The organism is Pseudoalteromonas distincta, from assembly GCF_005877035.1.
Taxonomy (GTDB): Bacteria; Pseudomonadota; Gammaproteobacteria; order Enterobacterales; family Alteromonadaceae; genus Pseudoalteromonas; species Pseudoalteromonas distincta.
The window spans coordinates 1815033-1829220 of the sequence record NZ_CP040558.1 but is presented as its reverse complement, the minus strand read 5'-3'; the positions used below and the strand labels follow the sequence as shown (position 1 = coordinate 1829220).

Below are 14188 nucleotides of genomic sequence, written 5' to 3'. Positions count from 1 at the left end.
TATTAAAAGGATTTAAAATGAATAAAATTATTATTGTGTTTGCTTTTGCTATTTCATCATTTGGCGCATTTGCACAAAGTGCTGATGGTTGGCCAGAAGGCGGTGCAATGCACACCGGCAATATTTATAATTTAGAGGGTAATAGGTACAAAACTAAAATCAGTAAAATGATGGATGAAATTTACCCGCAACTAACTGATGATTACCAAGTAGATGCAGTTAAAGCACAAATAAAAGCATGGGAGCAGTATATAGATGCTACATGTAACGTTGTTGGCATAGCAACGGGTGCCGGTGGCTCTTGGCCCTCAACGTATAGTGTTAAATGCGAAAGAAGCCTAAGTTATGATAGATACTTTGCGACTAAAAATGCGCTAAAGTGTGTTAATAGATTGAGCAAAGAAGAGTTTGTAGGGCGTAGCGAAAAGTTAAATTGTTTAATTCAAACATTAAATATAAAAATATTTTAAGGTTTGCAGCATTGCTACAGCTAAATTGTACAGTTAGCTGTAGCATTTTAGGCTTTATAGCAACTCAATACTTACTGTTGCGCCTTTTTCGATATTGCCGCTTTGCGCCGGCACTACAATTAAACAGTTAGCTTTACTAAGCGACGAAAGTACACCCGAGCCCTGTTTATTAAACGGGGCAACCACTAAGTCACCTTGCTCGTTAATTGTTGCTGTACCGCGCTGAAAGTCGGCTCTTCCTGGGCGCTTTTTAATAACGGATGTAGTAACCGCGTTAAAGCGCATTTTAGGATTTACTTCACCAAGCCCCGACAGCTTTTGCAGTGCAGGCTCTACTAACTGATTAAACGTAACAGCAGCCGACACAGGGTTACCTGGCAAGCCAAAAAAGTAACTGTTAGCTAGTTTACCAAAGGCAAAAGGTTTACCTGGTTTCATGGCTATTTTCCAAAAGTGAATTTCGCCAATTTCGTTGAGCACTTCTTTTGTAAAGTCGGCTTCACCAACCGATACACCGCCTGAGCTTATTACGGCATCGGCAAGTTCGTTTGCTTTTAAAAATGCATTAGTGATGAGTTCTTTGTCATCAGGGATTATTCCTAAATCAAGCACGTCTATATTTTTTTGTTGCAGCGCACTAATAATAACAGCGCGGTTGCTTTCAAAAATAGCGCCTTGTTTAAGCGGCTGACCAGGTTCTATTAGCTCATCGCCTGTAGAAAGCACGGCTATTTTTAGGGTTCTTACCACATCTATATTGGCAATTCCTAAAGATGCCAGTAATCCCACATCAACAGCTTTTAATTTATCGCCTGCTTTTAAAATAACGTCGCCTATAGCAATATCCTCGCCAGCAAAACGCACGTTTTCATTTAACTCTGGTTGCGCGGTAAACGTAATTTTATCGCCATCAACCGAGGCGTTTTCTTGCATTACAACGCCGTTAGCGCTAGGTGCAATGGCAGCGCCGGTCATTATTCTTACGCATTGACCAGGGGTAAGTGTTCCTTCAAAAATTTGACCTGCAAACACACTACCTACTTGTGTGTAGGTTAAGCTTTTATCTGAAATACACAGCGCATAGCCATCCATTGCAGAGTTGTTATGAGCAGGTACGTTTATAGTTGACTTAACATCGCTTGCTAAAACGCGATCAACACTTTGCATTATAGAAATGGTTTCAACGTCTTTAACAGGCGTTATTGTGCCAAGTATATTTTGTATTGCAGTTTCAATTGGTAATAAACCGGGTGCATTGCAAACATCGTTCATATATATTGCTTACTTAAATCATTTTATTTTGAAACAATACTTATAATGTCAAAGCTTTACAATACATGGTTGGGTTATTTTTTGTGTGTGATATGCATGCTTTCGTGCAGCGTAAACGCAAAAGAAACGCTGCAAGTAGCCGTAGCGAGTAATTTTAAAACTGTATTGGAAACCCTACTAAAAAAATCCCCATTACCTAATGTTGACGTAAAAATATCAGCCGCTTCTAGCGGTGTTTTATACTCGCAAATAGTGCATGGCGCGCCATTTGATGTGTTTTTATCGGCCGACGATTTTCGCCCACAATCACTTATTAAAGAAGGCTATGCCGAGCAAAGCAGCTTAATCACTTACGCGTTAGGCGAACTTGCCTTGTGGCAACCCAAAGCTGAAAAAGTAAATGATAAAGTAGCCATTGCTAATCCGCGTTTTTCACCATACGGGCGTGCCTCAGAGTATTACGCGAATAACCATTTTAAAAAACCAATAAATTATGTGTACGGGAATAACATTACACATGCGTTTCAGTTTGTGCAAAGTGGTAATGTAGGAGTAGGGCTGGTGGCTGTTTCATCGCTAAAGGCGGCTTACAGTAACACGCAAGATCAAAAATATTTAGATTATACCGTGCTGCCTACCAATCAATATCCCGATATAATTCAACAAGGCGTTATTATTAGCTCGACTAAAAAGCATGCTAGCGCTAAGCAACTTATGCAATTTTTAATGGCAGAAGCTACGCAGCAGCAGTTAATTGAATTAGGTTACAGAATAAAGGACAACAATGCTTCAAAGTGATTTAACCGCGCTGTGGTTAACTATAAAACTTGCCTTTATAACCGCAGTGCTCCTTCTTGTTTTTTGTATTCCACTGGCATACAAGCTCGCTGGCTATAACGGTAAATTTAAACCATTTTTAGAGGCATTAATTGCAATGCCTTTAGTGCTACCGCCTACGTTATTAGGGTTTTACTTACTTGTTTTATTTTCGCCTGATCACGCTTTTGGGCAGTTTTGGTTTTGGCTAACGGGTACGCAGCTTGCGTTTAGTTTTCAGGGCGTGGTTATCGGCTCGCTTTTTTATTCACTGCCTTTTGTAATGCAGCCGCTTGTGGCTGGGTTTAAACATATTAATCAAACCTATAACGAAGCTGCCATTGCGCTTGGGTTGAGCCCGTTTAAACGCTTTGTGCATTTAATTATCCCGCTTTTAAAACCCAGTATTGGTAGCGCGTTTGCTTTAGGTTTTGCGCATACATTGGGTGAATTTGGTTTGGTATTAATGATTGGCGGTAATATTCAGGGGCAAACACAGGTGGTGTCTATTGCGCTTTATGACCATGTTGAATCGTTAAATTATACGGCGGCGCATCAGCTTTCACTTATTTTACTGGCTATTTCGTTTGCCTGTTTAGTGCTGTTATTTAAGTTTAATAAAAGCATTGTAGGGGTTAAGCAATAAAATGATTAAGTTAAGCCTTTTTAAAGCACTCAATAATTTTGATTTAGATATAAACCTTGAGCTTGAGTCGTTTAATGTACTCGGTGTTTACGGGCCTTCAGGCTCTGGTAAGTCAACATTACTGCGTTGTATTAGCGGTTTAGAGCCGGCAAAAAGTGTTCATATTAATAATCAGCCAGTGCATGAGTTGCCAAGCGATAAACGCGGTATAACGCTTCAGTTGCAATCGTGCCCGTTGTTTCCTCATTTAGATGTGGCAGGTAATTTAGCGTTTACACAAAAACACTGCGGGAATAAACAAACCAGCTTAACGCTTCAATATGTTGTTAAAACACTTGAATTACAAGATTTACTAGATCGTGATGTACAAAGCTTATCGGGCGGCGAGCGCCAACGTGTAGTATTTGCGCGCACTTTGCTTGCCGGTCAGAAATTTATAATGCTTGATGAGCCTTTTAGTGCGCTTGATTGGTCATTGCGTTTTAAAACGCTCACTAAACTCAATGAGTTAGCCGTTAAGTTTAATATTAAATTTATAATAGTAAGTCACTCATTAAAAGAGCTGCTATTTTGCTGCGATACCCTTATTCAGCTTGATAAAGGTAAGGTGATAAACCAAGGTGCAAGTGCGCACGTTGCAAAAGCTATTTACGCAAACGACAGGCAAACACCGCTGAGCTTAATTAATTACGATATGGTTAAATTTGATGAAGACTACGGGCTATATCAACTGCAATTACAGCAAAGTGAGCAACCGCTTTTTGTGCTTCCTGCACTTGTAGATAGCAGTAATAAGCTAATTATAGAAAGTGAGCAAATGTCGCTTAGTGCGTTAAAGCCTGAGCAAACAACTCACAGTAATGTTTTAAGGTCGGTATTAACTCAGGCTGAGCTTATTAATAATAAGTGGCAGTTAACGCTCAATGTAGATGGGCAGACTTTGTATTGCTTGGCTTCAAGACGAGTGTGGGACAAAAACGACTTTAAAGTGGGCGATGTGCTTTATACAGCAATCAGTAATCTAGAATAACTAAATGCTGCACACTGCACATTGACTGTTTTTAGCTATTTTAAAACGATTAAACTCCATGCTTAAACCATCCACCAGCAATAAGTGCTCGCTTAAGCCACTTGGCAAACCAGCAAGTATTTTTAGCGCTTCAGTTGCCTGAATACTGCCTATTAGCCCCACAATAGGAGAAAGCACACCAGATTCGGAGCAACTTTGTGTTTGTTCACTAAAAAATTGCGATAAACAACCATAACAATGGCTGTTTTCATCCATAGTAAAACACGCGACTTGTCCTTCCATACGTATTGCAGAGCCTGACACTAGCGGAACTTTAGCTTTAAAACAGGCGCTATTAAGTGCATTACGTGTTGCTAGGTTATCTGAGCAATCAATCACTATATCAATGTTATTAAATAGCTGTTCTGTAGAGGTATTTACATCAAAAAATGCCTCAATGGTGTTTATATCTATTTCACTATTAAGTGCGTTAAGCTGTTTTTTTGCAGCACTGCATTTTGAGCTACCAATATCACTTTCTTTATACAGTATTTGCCTTTGCAGGTTGGTCATGTCTATTTCATCGTTATCAATTAAGGTGAGCGTGCCAACGCCAGATGCCGCTAAATATTGACTTACCGCACATCCAAGCCCACCCACACCAACAATTAAAGCATGCGATTGCCATAGCTTCTCTTGTCCGTCTATATCAAGCTGCGGCAGCATAATGTGCCGAGAATAGCGTAGTTGCTGTTGGTACGTTAACGGTGCTTTTTGCATTTTTAAACATCTCATACTTTTTTTGAACAATACCAATTTGTTAAATCCTAGAGCAAGCAGTAACGCTTTTTATTTGCACTGTAACAGCCCATACCCCCTCACTCATATAGTGCAACTATAACGCATTAAAATAATAAATGCATATAACCAACTGAAATATATGGTTTTTAATTAGTGGCTCAGTAATTGCTGTATTGGGTTAACTAAAATTTAACAAAGTTTGGGCTGCTACTCATATAAAAGAGTGGGGCATTTATAAAATAATAATACGTTTACGAGGAAATAAACATGCAACCGAGTTCTGGATTTAACTTAATATCCTTTAAAGGAAAAATGAAAGTATTACATCTAAGTTGGATGGTCTTTTTTGTGTCATTTTTTGTATGGTTTAACCATGCTCCTTTATTGGGTGCAATTGCGGGCTCGCTTGGTATTACCATGGCACAAGTTAAAACATTACTAATTTTAAATGTAGCGTTAACTATTCCTGCCCGTGTTGTGGTGGGTATGCTGACCGATAAATTTGGTCCCCGGATTGTTTATGCGGCGCTACTTATTACCTGTAGTATTCCGTGTTTTATGTTTGCTATGGCAACCACATTTGAACAAGCCGCTATAGCGCGTTTTGCGCTAGGCTTTATTGGTGCTGGCTTTGTTGTGGGCATTCGTATGGTGAGTGAATGGTTTCCTGCTAACGAGCTGGGCATAGCAGAAGGTATTTATGGCGGCTGGGGTAACTTTGGTTCAGCAGCAGCGGCTATGTTATTGCCAATTATTGCACTTATGTTTGGTGGCGAAGATGGTTGGCGTTACGCAGTAGGTTTAACGGGTGTATTAAGCGTTATATTTGGTATTATTTGGTACTTAAATGTAACCGATACACCAAAAGGCGGTACATACTTTAAGCCTAAAAAAGTAGGCGCAATGGAAGTAACCAGTAAAGGCGACTTTGTATTACTTCTTATTATGAAAATCCCTATGTATGGTGCACTAGCATTACTTACTTGGAAGCTTTCACCAACCGGTGCTAACCTGATTTCGGCTAACTTTGTACTTGCCGTGTATGCTTTTTTAGTTCTGCTTTATATTTACGAAGTGTATAAAACCTTTGACGTAAATGGTCATATTTTTAAAGAGCCTGTACCTGAGTCTCATCGTTATGAGTTTAAGCAAGTGGCTGTTTTAAATATTTTATATTTTACAACTTTTGGTTCTGAGCTTGCGGTTGTATCTATGTTACCGCTATTTTTTATGGATGTGTTTGCGCTTGATATGGTGTACGCCGGTATTTTAGCCTCAGCTTATGCATTTATGAATTTAGCATCTCGCCCAGGTGGCGGTTGGATTTCAGATAAATTAGGTCGCCGTATTACCCTTATTGTACTTACAACGGGTCTTGCTGTTGGTTATTTTGTAATGGGCTTGGTTGATGCATCTTGGCCTTTATGGCTTGCAGTTGTTGCAGCTATGGCGTGTTCGTTCTTTGTGCAAGCTGGTGAAGGCGCTGTATTTGCGGCAGTACCGTTAATTAAACGTCGTTTAACTGGGCAAATAGCTGGAATGACAGGTGCTTACGGTAATGTAGGTGCAGTAGTGTACTTAACGGCATTGTCACTTGTTGATTATCAAACTTTCTTTTTCATTATTGCGGGTAGTGCATTACTTGGTCTAGCTGCACTGTTTTTTATGAGAGAACCAGATGGCCATATTACCGAAGTAAATGAAGACGGCACCGTTGAACTTATTTCAGTGACTTAAGGCATTATTGACTATGTTTGATGAAACACTCCACGCTAAATCGCTAAAAAATGAACTCAACGTTTCATTTGGCGGGCACAGTGCTAAAGGGTTAAAAGCAGAAAATCAAGATGCGTTTGCAGCTCTTAATACCAAAGCGCAAGAAAAAGAGTCTAAAGGCGTTATTGCCTGCTTAGCCGATGGGTGTTCATCAGCAAAAAATGCTAAACAAGCGTCTCAACTTTCGGTTACTCATTTTATAAATGAGTATTTAAATACCCCCGAAAGTTGGGCGGTTAAAAAGTCAGTGTCGAAGGTGTTAGCAAGTTTAAATCAGTGGCTTTATTCGCAATCAGTTAATTACAATCATTTAGGTCAGCGCCAAGCCGATTGGATGACGACTTTTACAGCACTTATTTTAAAGTCGGCAACGGGTTATATATTTCACTTAGGTGATACGCGTATTACTCGCTTGCGAGGAAATAAAATAGAGGCAATAACACGGGATCACAAAGTAAACGATACGCTAACGCGTGCACTTGGCGCACAGCTTCATCAAGAAATAGATGTATACGAAGTTGACCTAAAAGCAGACGATATTTATATATTAACCTGCGATGGCGTACACGATGTGCTCCCAAGTAGTGATATAGCTAAATTAATTAACGAGCACACTAATTTAGAAAATGCAGCTAAAGCAATTACCGAACTTGCATTAGCGCGAGGCAGTGACGACAACGTAAGTTGTTTACTGGTAAAAGTAGAAAATATTGCTGAGCAAAAATTAGATGAGCTTTATCATTCGCTAACACGACGAAAAATTCCACCTGCGCTTAATGTTGGGCAAAAAATTGATGATTACACGGTTATTCGTAAATTACATGCCAGTAGTCGCTCGCACATTTACTTAGTGCAACAAGCGCCCGATATACCGCCAGTGGTTTTAAAAGCACCTTCGGTTAATTTTGAAGACGATGTGCACTACCTTCAAGGCTTTATAAGAGAAGGCTGGGTAGGGCAACGCATAAACCATTTAAACGTGATGAAAGTACTAAGCACGCAATCGCAGAGTCGTTTTTTGTATCATATTTGTGAGTACATGGACGGACAAACACTCAGTGATTGGAAGCACGACGTGCCGCACCCAGAAATAACCCAAGTACGCAGTATTATTGAACAAATAGTACATGCACTAAGGGCGTTTCAGCGACTCGATATGGTGCATCGCGATTTAAAACTCGATAATGTAATGATAGATGCGCACGGAAAAGTAACGCTCATTGATTACGGCACAGTAAGTGTTGCAGCTATGGACGAGTCGGTTAAACAAATTGCGGATGATTGCCCGCAAGGCACTGCCGATTACACAGCACCCGAAACACTTATTACTATGCACGCCGATTTTAAAAGTGATTTGTTTTCACTTGGCGTTATTGCATACGAGTTATTGTGCTCAAAATTGCCTTATAAACCACTGCCACTTAACCACGTAGCGCCAAAAGATTACAGCCATTGGCACTACACAAGTATTCGTAAATACAGAGCCGATATTCCGTTTTGGTTAGATCAAGCCCTTATGAAGGCGCTTGCCCCTAAACCTGAGCTCAGATACCAAGCTTTTTCTGAGTTTATAAACGATATCAACAAACCTAATCCTTATTTAGAAAGTACCGCTAATAAAAGTTCAATAATGAAACGCGATCCAGTTATGGTGTGGAAATGTATTTCGCTGTGTTTATTTATTGCTTTGGTATGTGTATTAATAATTAAAACTTAGAGAACCAAAATGCTTAATTACAAGAACAACTTACCTATTATTTTTATACTGGGTTGCTTCACTGCGCCTTCAATAAGCCAAGCTTCGCAAACTGATCTTGATTTTAGACTGCGTTTTGAAAGCGTTGATCAAGAAAATGCCTTAAAAGATGCAAGCGGCTTAACACTTAGAACCCGCTTAACGCATCAAACAGATGAGGTGAATGGTTTTTCAGCCCTTATTGAAGTAGAAGATACTCGCAGCCTATTGGGCGTAGATGATTACAACAATACGGTGGGGAAAAATACTAATTACTCTGTTATTGCAGACCCAGAAAACACTGAGATAGATCAAGGTTTTGTTAAATATGCCCGCGATGGTCTATCGCTAAAAGTAGGACGCCAAGTAATAGCCCTTGATGGGCAGCGTTTTGTTGGGCACGTAGGTTGGCGCCAAGACAGGCAAACCTTTGATGCAGCAACCATTAATTACGCATTTAACAACATAGATTTACAGTACAGTTATTTAAATAAGCGTAACCGCATATTTGCTGACGATAAAGACATTAAATCGTCCGATCATCTAATTAATGCAAGCTTTAAAACAGACTACGGTAAAGTGGTTTTATACAGTTACTTATTAAGTGACGATGCACTACAAGACGACAGTTTAGACACTTATGGCGTTTCTTTTAACGGTAATAAAACCCTAAACGACATAAAATTTTATTACAAAGCGGAGTATGCAACGCAGTCTGCGTCAACAAGCGTGAGTGATTTTGATGCTGATTACTATGCACTTGAAGGCGCTGTGGATTTAAATGGGTTGGGCATAAAAACAGTAACTTTAAAAGTCGGCATAGAGTCACTTGGCTCTGACAATGGCGATTACGGGTTTGCAACACCGCTTGCCACGTTACATAAATTTAATGGTTGGACAGATACGTTTTTAAATACACCCACACAAGGCTTGGACGACACTTACATAAGCTTAAACGGTAAAGCGTTTGACGGAAAATGGCTGGTGGCTTATCACAGTTTTGATGCTAATGAGCAATCAAATGGGGTTGACGATTTGGGTACTGAACTAAACGTACAATACGTTAAACCTATTAATAAACAATACGCAGTGGGTGTTAAATACGCTGATTACTCAGCGGGCGATACTGCTGCTAATAAAGTCGATACTCAAAAATTGTGGGTATGGATGAGCGCTAAATTTTAACCCTCTTTATCTTCTAACATTCACTTGTAATTTATAGCGACACAAGATGGTGCAATTGCACCATCTTGTGGGGCTTTATGCTTTTCACCTCTGCACCAATGTAGGCAACCTGCTGATTTTAAATGCTTATATATTTGGCTTACATATTGCTATAACAAACCTATAACAAATTATTCGATGTCAGTTTTAGTCAATCACTAAAGTAGATATCATTTTAAGGTGGGTAAATGCTAAGCAAGCAGCGTGTTGTAGTGGTAGGAAACGGAATGGTCGGGCACCATTTTGTGCAGCAGCTAGTTTCTCAAAATCAAGCTGATGAGCAATTTGAAATTACGGTACTTAGTGGTGAAGACCGTTTAGCGTATGACCGTGTACAACTATCCTCTTTTTTTAAAGGCAAAACCGCAGACGACCTCGCACTTACATGCAATAAAACCTATGACGATTGGCAAGTACGCTTTCATACTCATTCTAAAGTGGTTGATATAAATCGTGATATGCAAACTGTAACGACCGCTAAAGGGGAGTTGTTTGAATACGACAAACTTGTGCTTGCTACAGGTTCATTCCCATTTGTACCGCCTATACCGGGTAAAGATCGCGAGCATTGCCTTGTTTATCGCACCATTAACGATTTACACGCAATAAAAAATTCAGCCCACGGCAGCAAAGTAGGCGTGGTAATTGGTGGCGGTTTACTGGGGCTTGAAGCTGCAAATGCATTAAAGCAATTGGGTCTGCATACTCACGTAATAGAATTTGCTCCGCAACTTATGGGTGTACAAGTTGATGCTGGTGGCGGTCGGCTACTAAAAAACAAAATTACGGATTTAGGCGTTACTGTGCATACATCGGTAGCAACGGAGGAAATAGTAGAAGGTGAAAGTTGCCGTTACAAAATGTGTTTTAAGGGCGGTAAAACCCTTGAAACCGACATGATTGTATTTTCGGCGGGTATTCGCCCTTATGATAATTTGGCCCGCGAGTTTAATTTAGAGTTAGGCGAGCGCGGCGGTATTGTAATTAATAACCACTGCCAAACGAGCGATAAAAACATATACGCTATTGGTGAATGTGCACTGTGGAATAATTTTATTTTTGGCTTAGTGGCACCTGGTTACGCCATGGCTAAAATAGCAGTTGGTCATATTTTACAAGATACGCAGCAAGGTAGTTTACAAAGTACTGGCTTAGACAATAAAGCCGATGAATTTAGCGGTGCCGATATGAGCACCAAGCTTAAATTAATGGGTGTTGAAGTAGGCTCTATTGGCGATGCGCATGCACGCAGCGAAGGCGCAATAAGCTATTATTTTGAAGACCAAGCCAATGGTATTTATAAAAAAATAGTCACTAATTCACAAAGTAATAAGCTGATTGGCGCGGTACTTGTTGGCGATACCAGCGATTACGACAATTTGCTGCAATATCATTTAAACGACATTGAACTTACCACCGATCCCGAAGCGCTCATTATGCCCCTTGCCGGCGACATAGCAGAGCTAAGCGCCGATGACTTGCCTGATGACGCCATTATTTGCGCGTGTCATAAAGTAACCAAATACACCATTGAACAATCAGTTTCTAACGGCTGCATAGATTTGGCAAGTGTGCAGCAAAGCACCAAAGCCAGTACAGGTTGTGGAGGGTGTGAAAAGCTCGTTCAAAACGTAATAAACAGCGTGCTTGCTAAAGCAAGTAACACTATTAACGTAGTTACCCTTAATGAGCCTGTAAAACAGCCTGCATAAATTAAAGCACACTAAAAGAGAGCAGTAGTATGACAACCGCAAACACGTCACCAACTATAAATAAAACCAGTTTAAAACAAACAACATGTGCTTACTGTGGTGTAGGGTGCGGTGTTGATATTTCACTTTTTAATAATGTGCCAACCAAGCTTGAAGGCATGCGAGAGCACCCCGCAAACTTTGGTCGTTTATGTGTAAAAGGCACCCATTTGCTCGACACAACAGGCAGTGATAATCGCTTAACGTCGCCCCTTATTAATAATCAAGCTGTTACGTGGGATGATGCCACCGACCATGTTGCCAATAAATTTAACAACATAATACAAAAGCACGGACCCGATGCGGTGGCATTTTATGTATCGGGGCAGTTACTTACTGAAGATTACTACATCGCGAATAAATTAATGAAAGGCTATATAGGCTCAGGCAATATTGATACAAATTCGCGCCTGTGTATGTCATCTGCTGTGGCAGGTTATAAACGCGCTTTTGGTGAAGACGTAGTGCCGTGTACCTACGAGGATTTAGAGCAAACTGAGCTACTTATTTTAATTGGCTCTAATGCAGCATGGACTCACCCGGTTTTATATCAGCGAATGGAGCGTGCAAAGCAGCTTAACCCAAATATGAAAGTGGTGGTTATTGATCCACGTAAAACCGACACAGCTGAGCTTGCCGACACATTTTTAAATATAAAACCAGGCAGTGACGCTGCGCTTTATAACGGTTTGCTTAATTATTTAAATGAGCATAACCACCTCGATACGCAATTTATTGCTCAGCACACAAACGGCTTTGAAAGCGCATTGCAAGAGGCACAAAAATGGAGCTGTGAGGCAGTTAGCGACTTTTGCGATATAGCAATTGAGCAAGTCACTGAGTTTTACGCGCTATTTGCTAACAGCCCAAGTGCGATTAGCTTTTATTCAATGGGTATAAATCAGTCAAGCTCGGGTGTGGATAAATGCAACGCCATTATTAATGCGCATTTAGCCTCAGGTAAATTACTTAAGCCAGGCAGTGGTCCGTTTTCAATTACTGGGCAACCCAATGCGATGGGCGGGCGCGAAGTAGGTGGTTTGGCTAATCAGTTAGCGGCGCACTTAGATATTGAAAACGAAGCGCATCAATCACTTGTACAACGCTTTTGGCTCTCGCCAACTATTGCTAACAAAGCAGGCAGCAATGCTATTGATATGTTTGATGAAATAGCCGCAGGCAAAATAAAAGCAGTGTGGATAATGGCAACAAACCCAATGGTGAGCTTGCCCAATAACGCCGCTATTAAAAAAGCATTAGAGACCTGTGAGCTGGTGGTTGTATCTGACTGTATTGCAAAAAGTGATACGTTAAAATTTGCCGATGTTGCCTTTCCATCAACCGGATGGGGCGAAAAAAACGGCACAGTAACTAACTCAGAGCGCAGAATATCAAGGCAGCGCCCGTTAGTAGCGCCTTATTCGGGAGCTAAAAACGATTGGCAAATTATGTGCGAAGTCGCTAAAAAAATGGGCTTTGAAGGTTTTGATTTTACAGACCCAAGTGGCATTTTTGAAGAATGGGCACAATTAACCGACTTTGAAAATAACGGCAGCCGATTATTAAACCTCTCTGGTTTAGTTGGGCTCACAAAAAGCCAGTACGATAACTTAAAACCCATTATGTGGCCTGTTGTTAAAAATCAGCCTTATAAAAACGGTCAGGTTTTTACAGATAACCAATTTAGCACCGCTGATAATAAGGCGCGTTTTATACCTATAACGCCGCAATTACCTGTGCAACAAACATCAAGTGATTATCCGTTTGTAATGAACTCAGGACGTATACGCGACCAATGGCATACCATGAGCCGCACGGGTAAAAGCACTGCGCTTTCATCGCATATTACACGCCCGTACATTGAAATTAATCCGCTTGATGCCAGTAAATTAGCAATTAAACAAAACGATTTAATAAGTGCGATTGCCCAAACAGGGCACGTTACCGCGCATGCAAAAGTAACCGATGCCGTGCGAAAAGGTGAATGCTTTATGCCTATTCATTGGAATAAGCAATTTGCATCGTCAGCAACAGTAAGTGGGTTGTATCAATCGGTAGTTGACCCTCTATCTGGTCAGGCTGAGTGTAAACACGGCGCTGTTAATATAGTTAAAGCACCCTTTGAGCAATACATGCAGCTGTTTGCTAAAAACGAACTTGTTATAAACAGTGATTTTTGGCTCAAAGTTAATGCAAGTAATTGCTTTAATTACCAATTGGCGCTTAATGAGCCACAAAGTGATTTACTGTATTACTGCCAAACCTTAACCGGTTTACAAGGGCAGTGGTCGGCTATGAATACGGCAAAAGCCATGCATGTGCAGTGTATTCAAAACGATCAATTAGCGTTTGTTGGTGTTATTTCTAACGAGCAAAAAGAAATATCACTTGAGTGGATAAACCATTTATTTGCAGAGCCTTTACTGACCTTTACACAGTTACAGTCTTTGCTTTATGCAACCCCCGATGAAGAATTTACTCAAGGCGTGCAAGTGTGTAGCTGCTTTAAAGTAAGAGAGCAGCCAATTATAAACGCCATTAAAAACGGTGCAAACACAGTCGAGCAATTGGGGTCTGAACTTAAATGTGGGACGAACTGCGGTTCGTGTAAAACACAATTAAGCCAATTAATAAAACAACATTACAAAGCAGGTTCTAGCAGCATTGATGTTGCGGTTGTAATGTAAA

At 40.4% G+C, this 14188-nt stretch carries 11 protein-coding genes; 9 read left to right on the top strand and 2 right to left on the bottom strand.

What is annotated here, in order from left to right:
* Window positions 1–17 precede the first annotated feature (17 nt).
* Entirely contained in the window at window positions 18–470 is a 453-nt protein-coding gene (locus tag FFU37_RS08150; RefSeq protein ID WP_138489222.1) for a lysozyme inhibitor LprI family protein, read from the top strand.
* A 54-nt stretch (window positions 471–524) separates the two neighbouring features.
* On the opposite strand, the gene moeA is transcribed toward FFU37_RS08150, so the two are convergent.
* A complete protein-coding gene (gene moeA, locus FFU37_RS08145; protein ID WP_138489221.1) occupies window positions 525–1742 on the bottom strand; it encodes a molybdopterin molybdotransferase MoeA in 1218 nt (405 codons plus the stop codon).
* Between the two features lie 96 nt (window positions 1743–1838).
* Here moeA and modA point away from each other — a divergent pair, with 96 nt between their 5' ends.
* Genes modA through FFU37_RS08130 form a run of 3 tightly spaced genes read left to right on the top strand, consistent with a single transcriptional unit; the run spans window position 1839 to window position 4234 of the window.
* Window positions 1839–2540: a molybdate ABC transporter substrate-binding protein gene (gene modA, locus FFU37_RS08140; protein ID WP_138489220.1), complete on the top strand. Its 702-nt coding sequence runs from the start codon at window positions 1839–1841 to the stop codon at window positions 2538–2540.
* On the top strand, window positions 2527–3204 hold the full coding sequence (modB, locus tag FFU37_RS08135) for a molybdate ABC transporter permease subunit (RefSeq protein WP_002959821.1): 678 nt from the start codon (window positions 2527–2529) through the stop codon (window positions 3202–3204). The genes modA and modB overlap by 14 nt, the downstream gene beginning before the upstream one ends.
* 1 nt (window position 3205) lies before the next feature.
* A complete protein-coding gene (locus FFU37_RS08130) occupies window positions 3206–4234 on the top strand; it encodes an ATP-binding cassette domain-containing protein (RefSeq protein ID WP_138489219.1) in 1029 nt (342 codons plus the stop codon).
* Here the strand turns inward: FFU37_RS08130 and moeB are convergent, their stop codons facing one another.
* Window positions 4235–4993: a molybdopterin-synthase adenylyltransferase MoeB gene (gene moeB, locus FFU37_RS08125; protein ID WP_039488127.1), complete on the bottom strand. Its 759-nt coding sequence runs from the start codon at window positions 4991–4993 to the stop codon at window positions 4235–4237.
* Between the two features lie 288 nt (window positions 4994–5281).
* On the opposite strand from moeB, the gene FFU37_RS08120 reads away from it, so the two are divergent.
* The 5 genes from FFU37_RS08120 (at window position 5282) to FFU37_RS08100 (ending at window position 14187) form a co-directional block, all read left to right on the top strand.
* Window positions 5282–6751, top strand: coding sequence for a NarK family nitrate/nitrite MFS transporter (locus FFU37_RS08120; RefSeq protein WP_024595623.1), 1470 nt, complete (start codon window positions 5282–5284; stop codon window positions 6749–6751).
* Window positions 6752–6764: 13 nt separating this feature from the next.
* Window positions 6765–8507, top strand: a complete 1743-nt coding sequence (locus tag FFU37_RS08115) for a bifunctional protein-serine/threonine kinase/phosphatase (RefSeq protein WP_138489218.1) — start codon at window positions 6765–6767, stop codon at window positions 8505–8507.
* 9 nt (window positions 8508–8516) lie between these two features.
* Window positions 8517–9710 (top strand): alginate export family protein, encoded by a 1194-nt coding sequence (locus FFU37_RS08110; RefSeq protein WP_033030641.1) that lies wholly within the window; start codon window positions 8517–8519, stop codon window positions 9708–9710.
* A 227-nt stretch (window positions 9711–9937) separates the two neighbouring features.
* A complete protein-coding gene (locus FFU37_RS08105) occupies window positions 9938–11461 on the top strand; it encodes an FAD-dependent oxidoreductase (protein WP_138489217.1) in 1524 nt (507 codons plus the stop codon).
* Between the two features lie 29 nt (window positions 11462–11490).
* On the top strand, window positions 11491–14187 hold the full coding sequence (locus FFU37_RS08100) for a nitrate reductase (protein WP_138489216.1): 2697 nt from the start codon (window positions 11491–11493) through the stop codon (window positions 14185–14187).
* Window position 14188 lies beyond the last annotated feature (1 nt).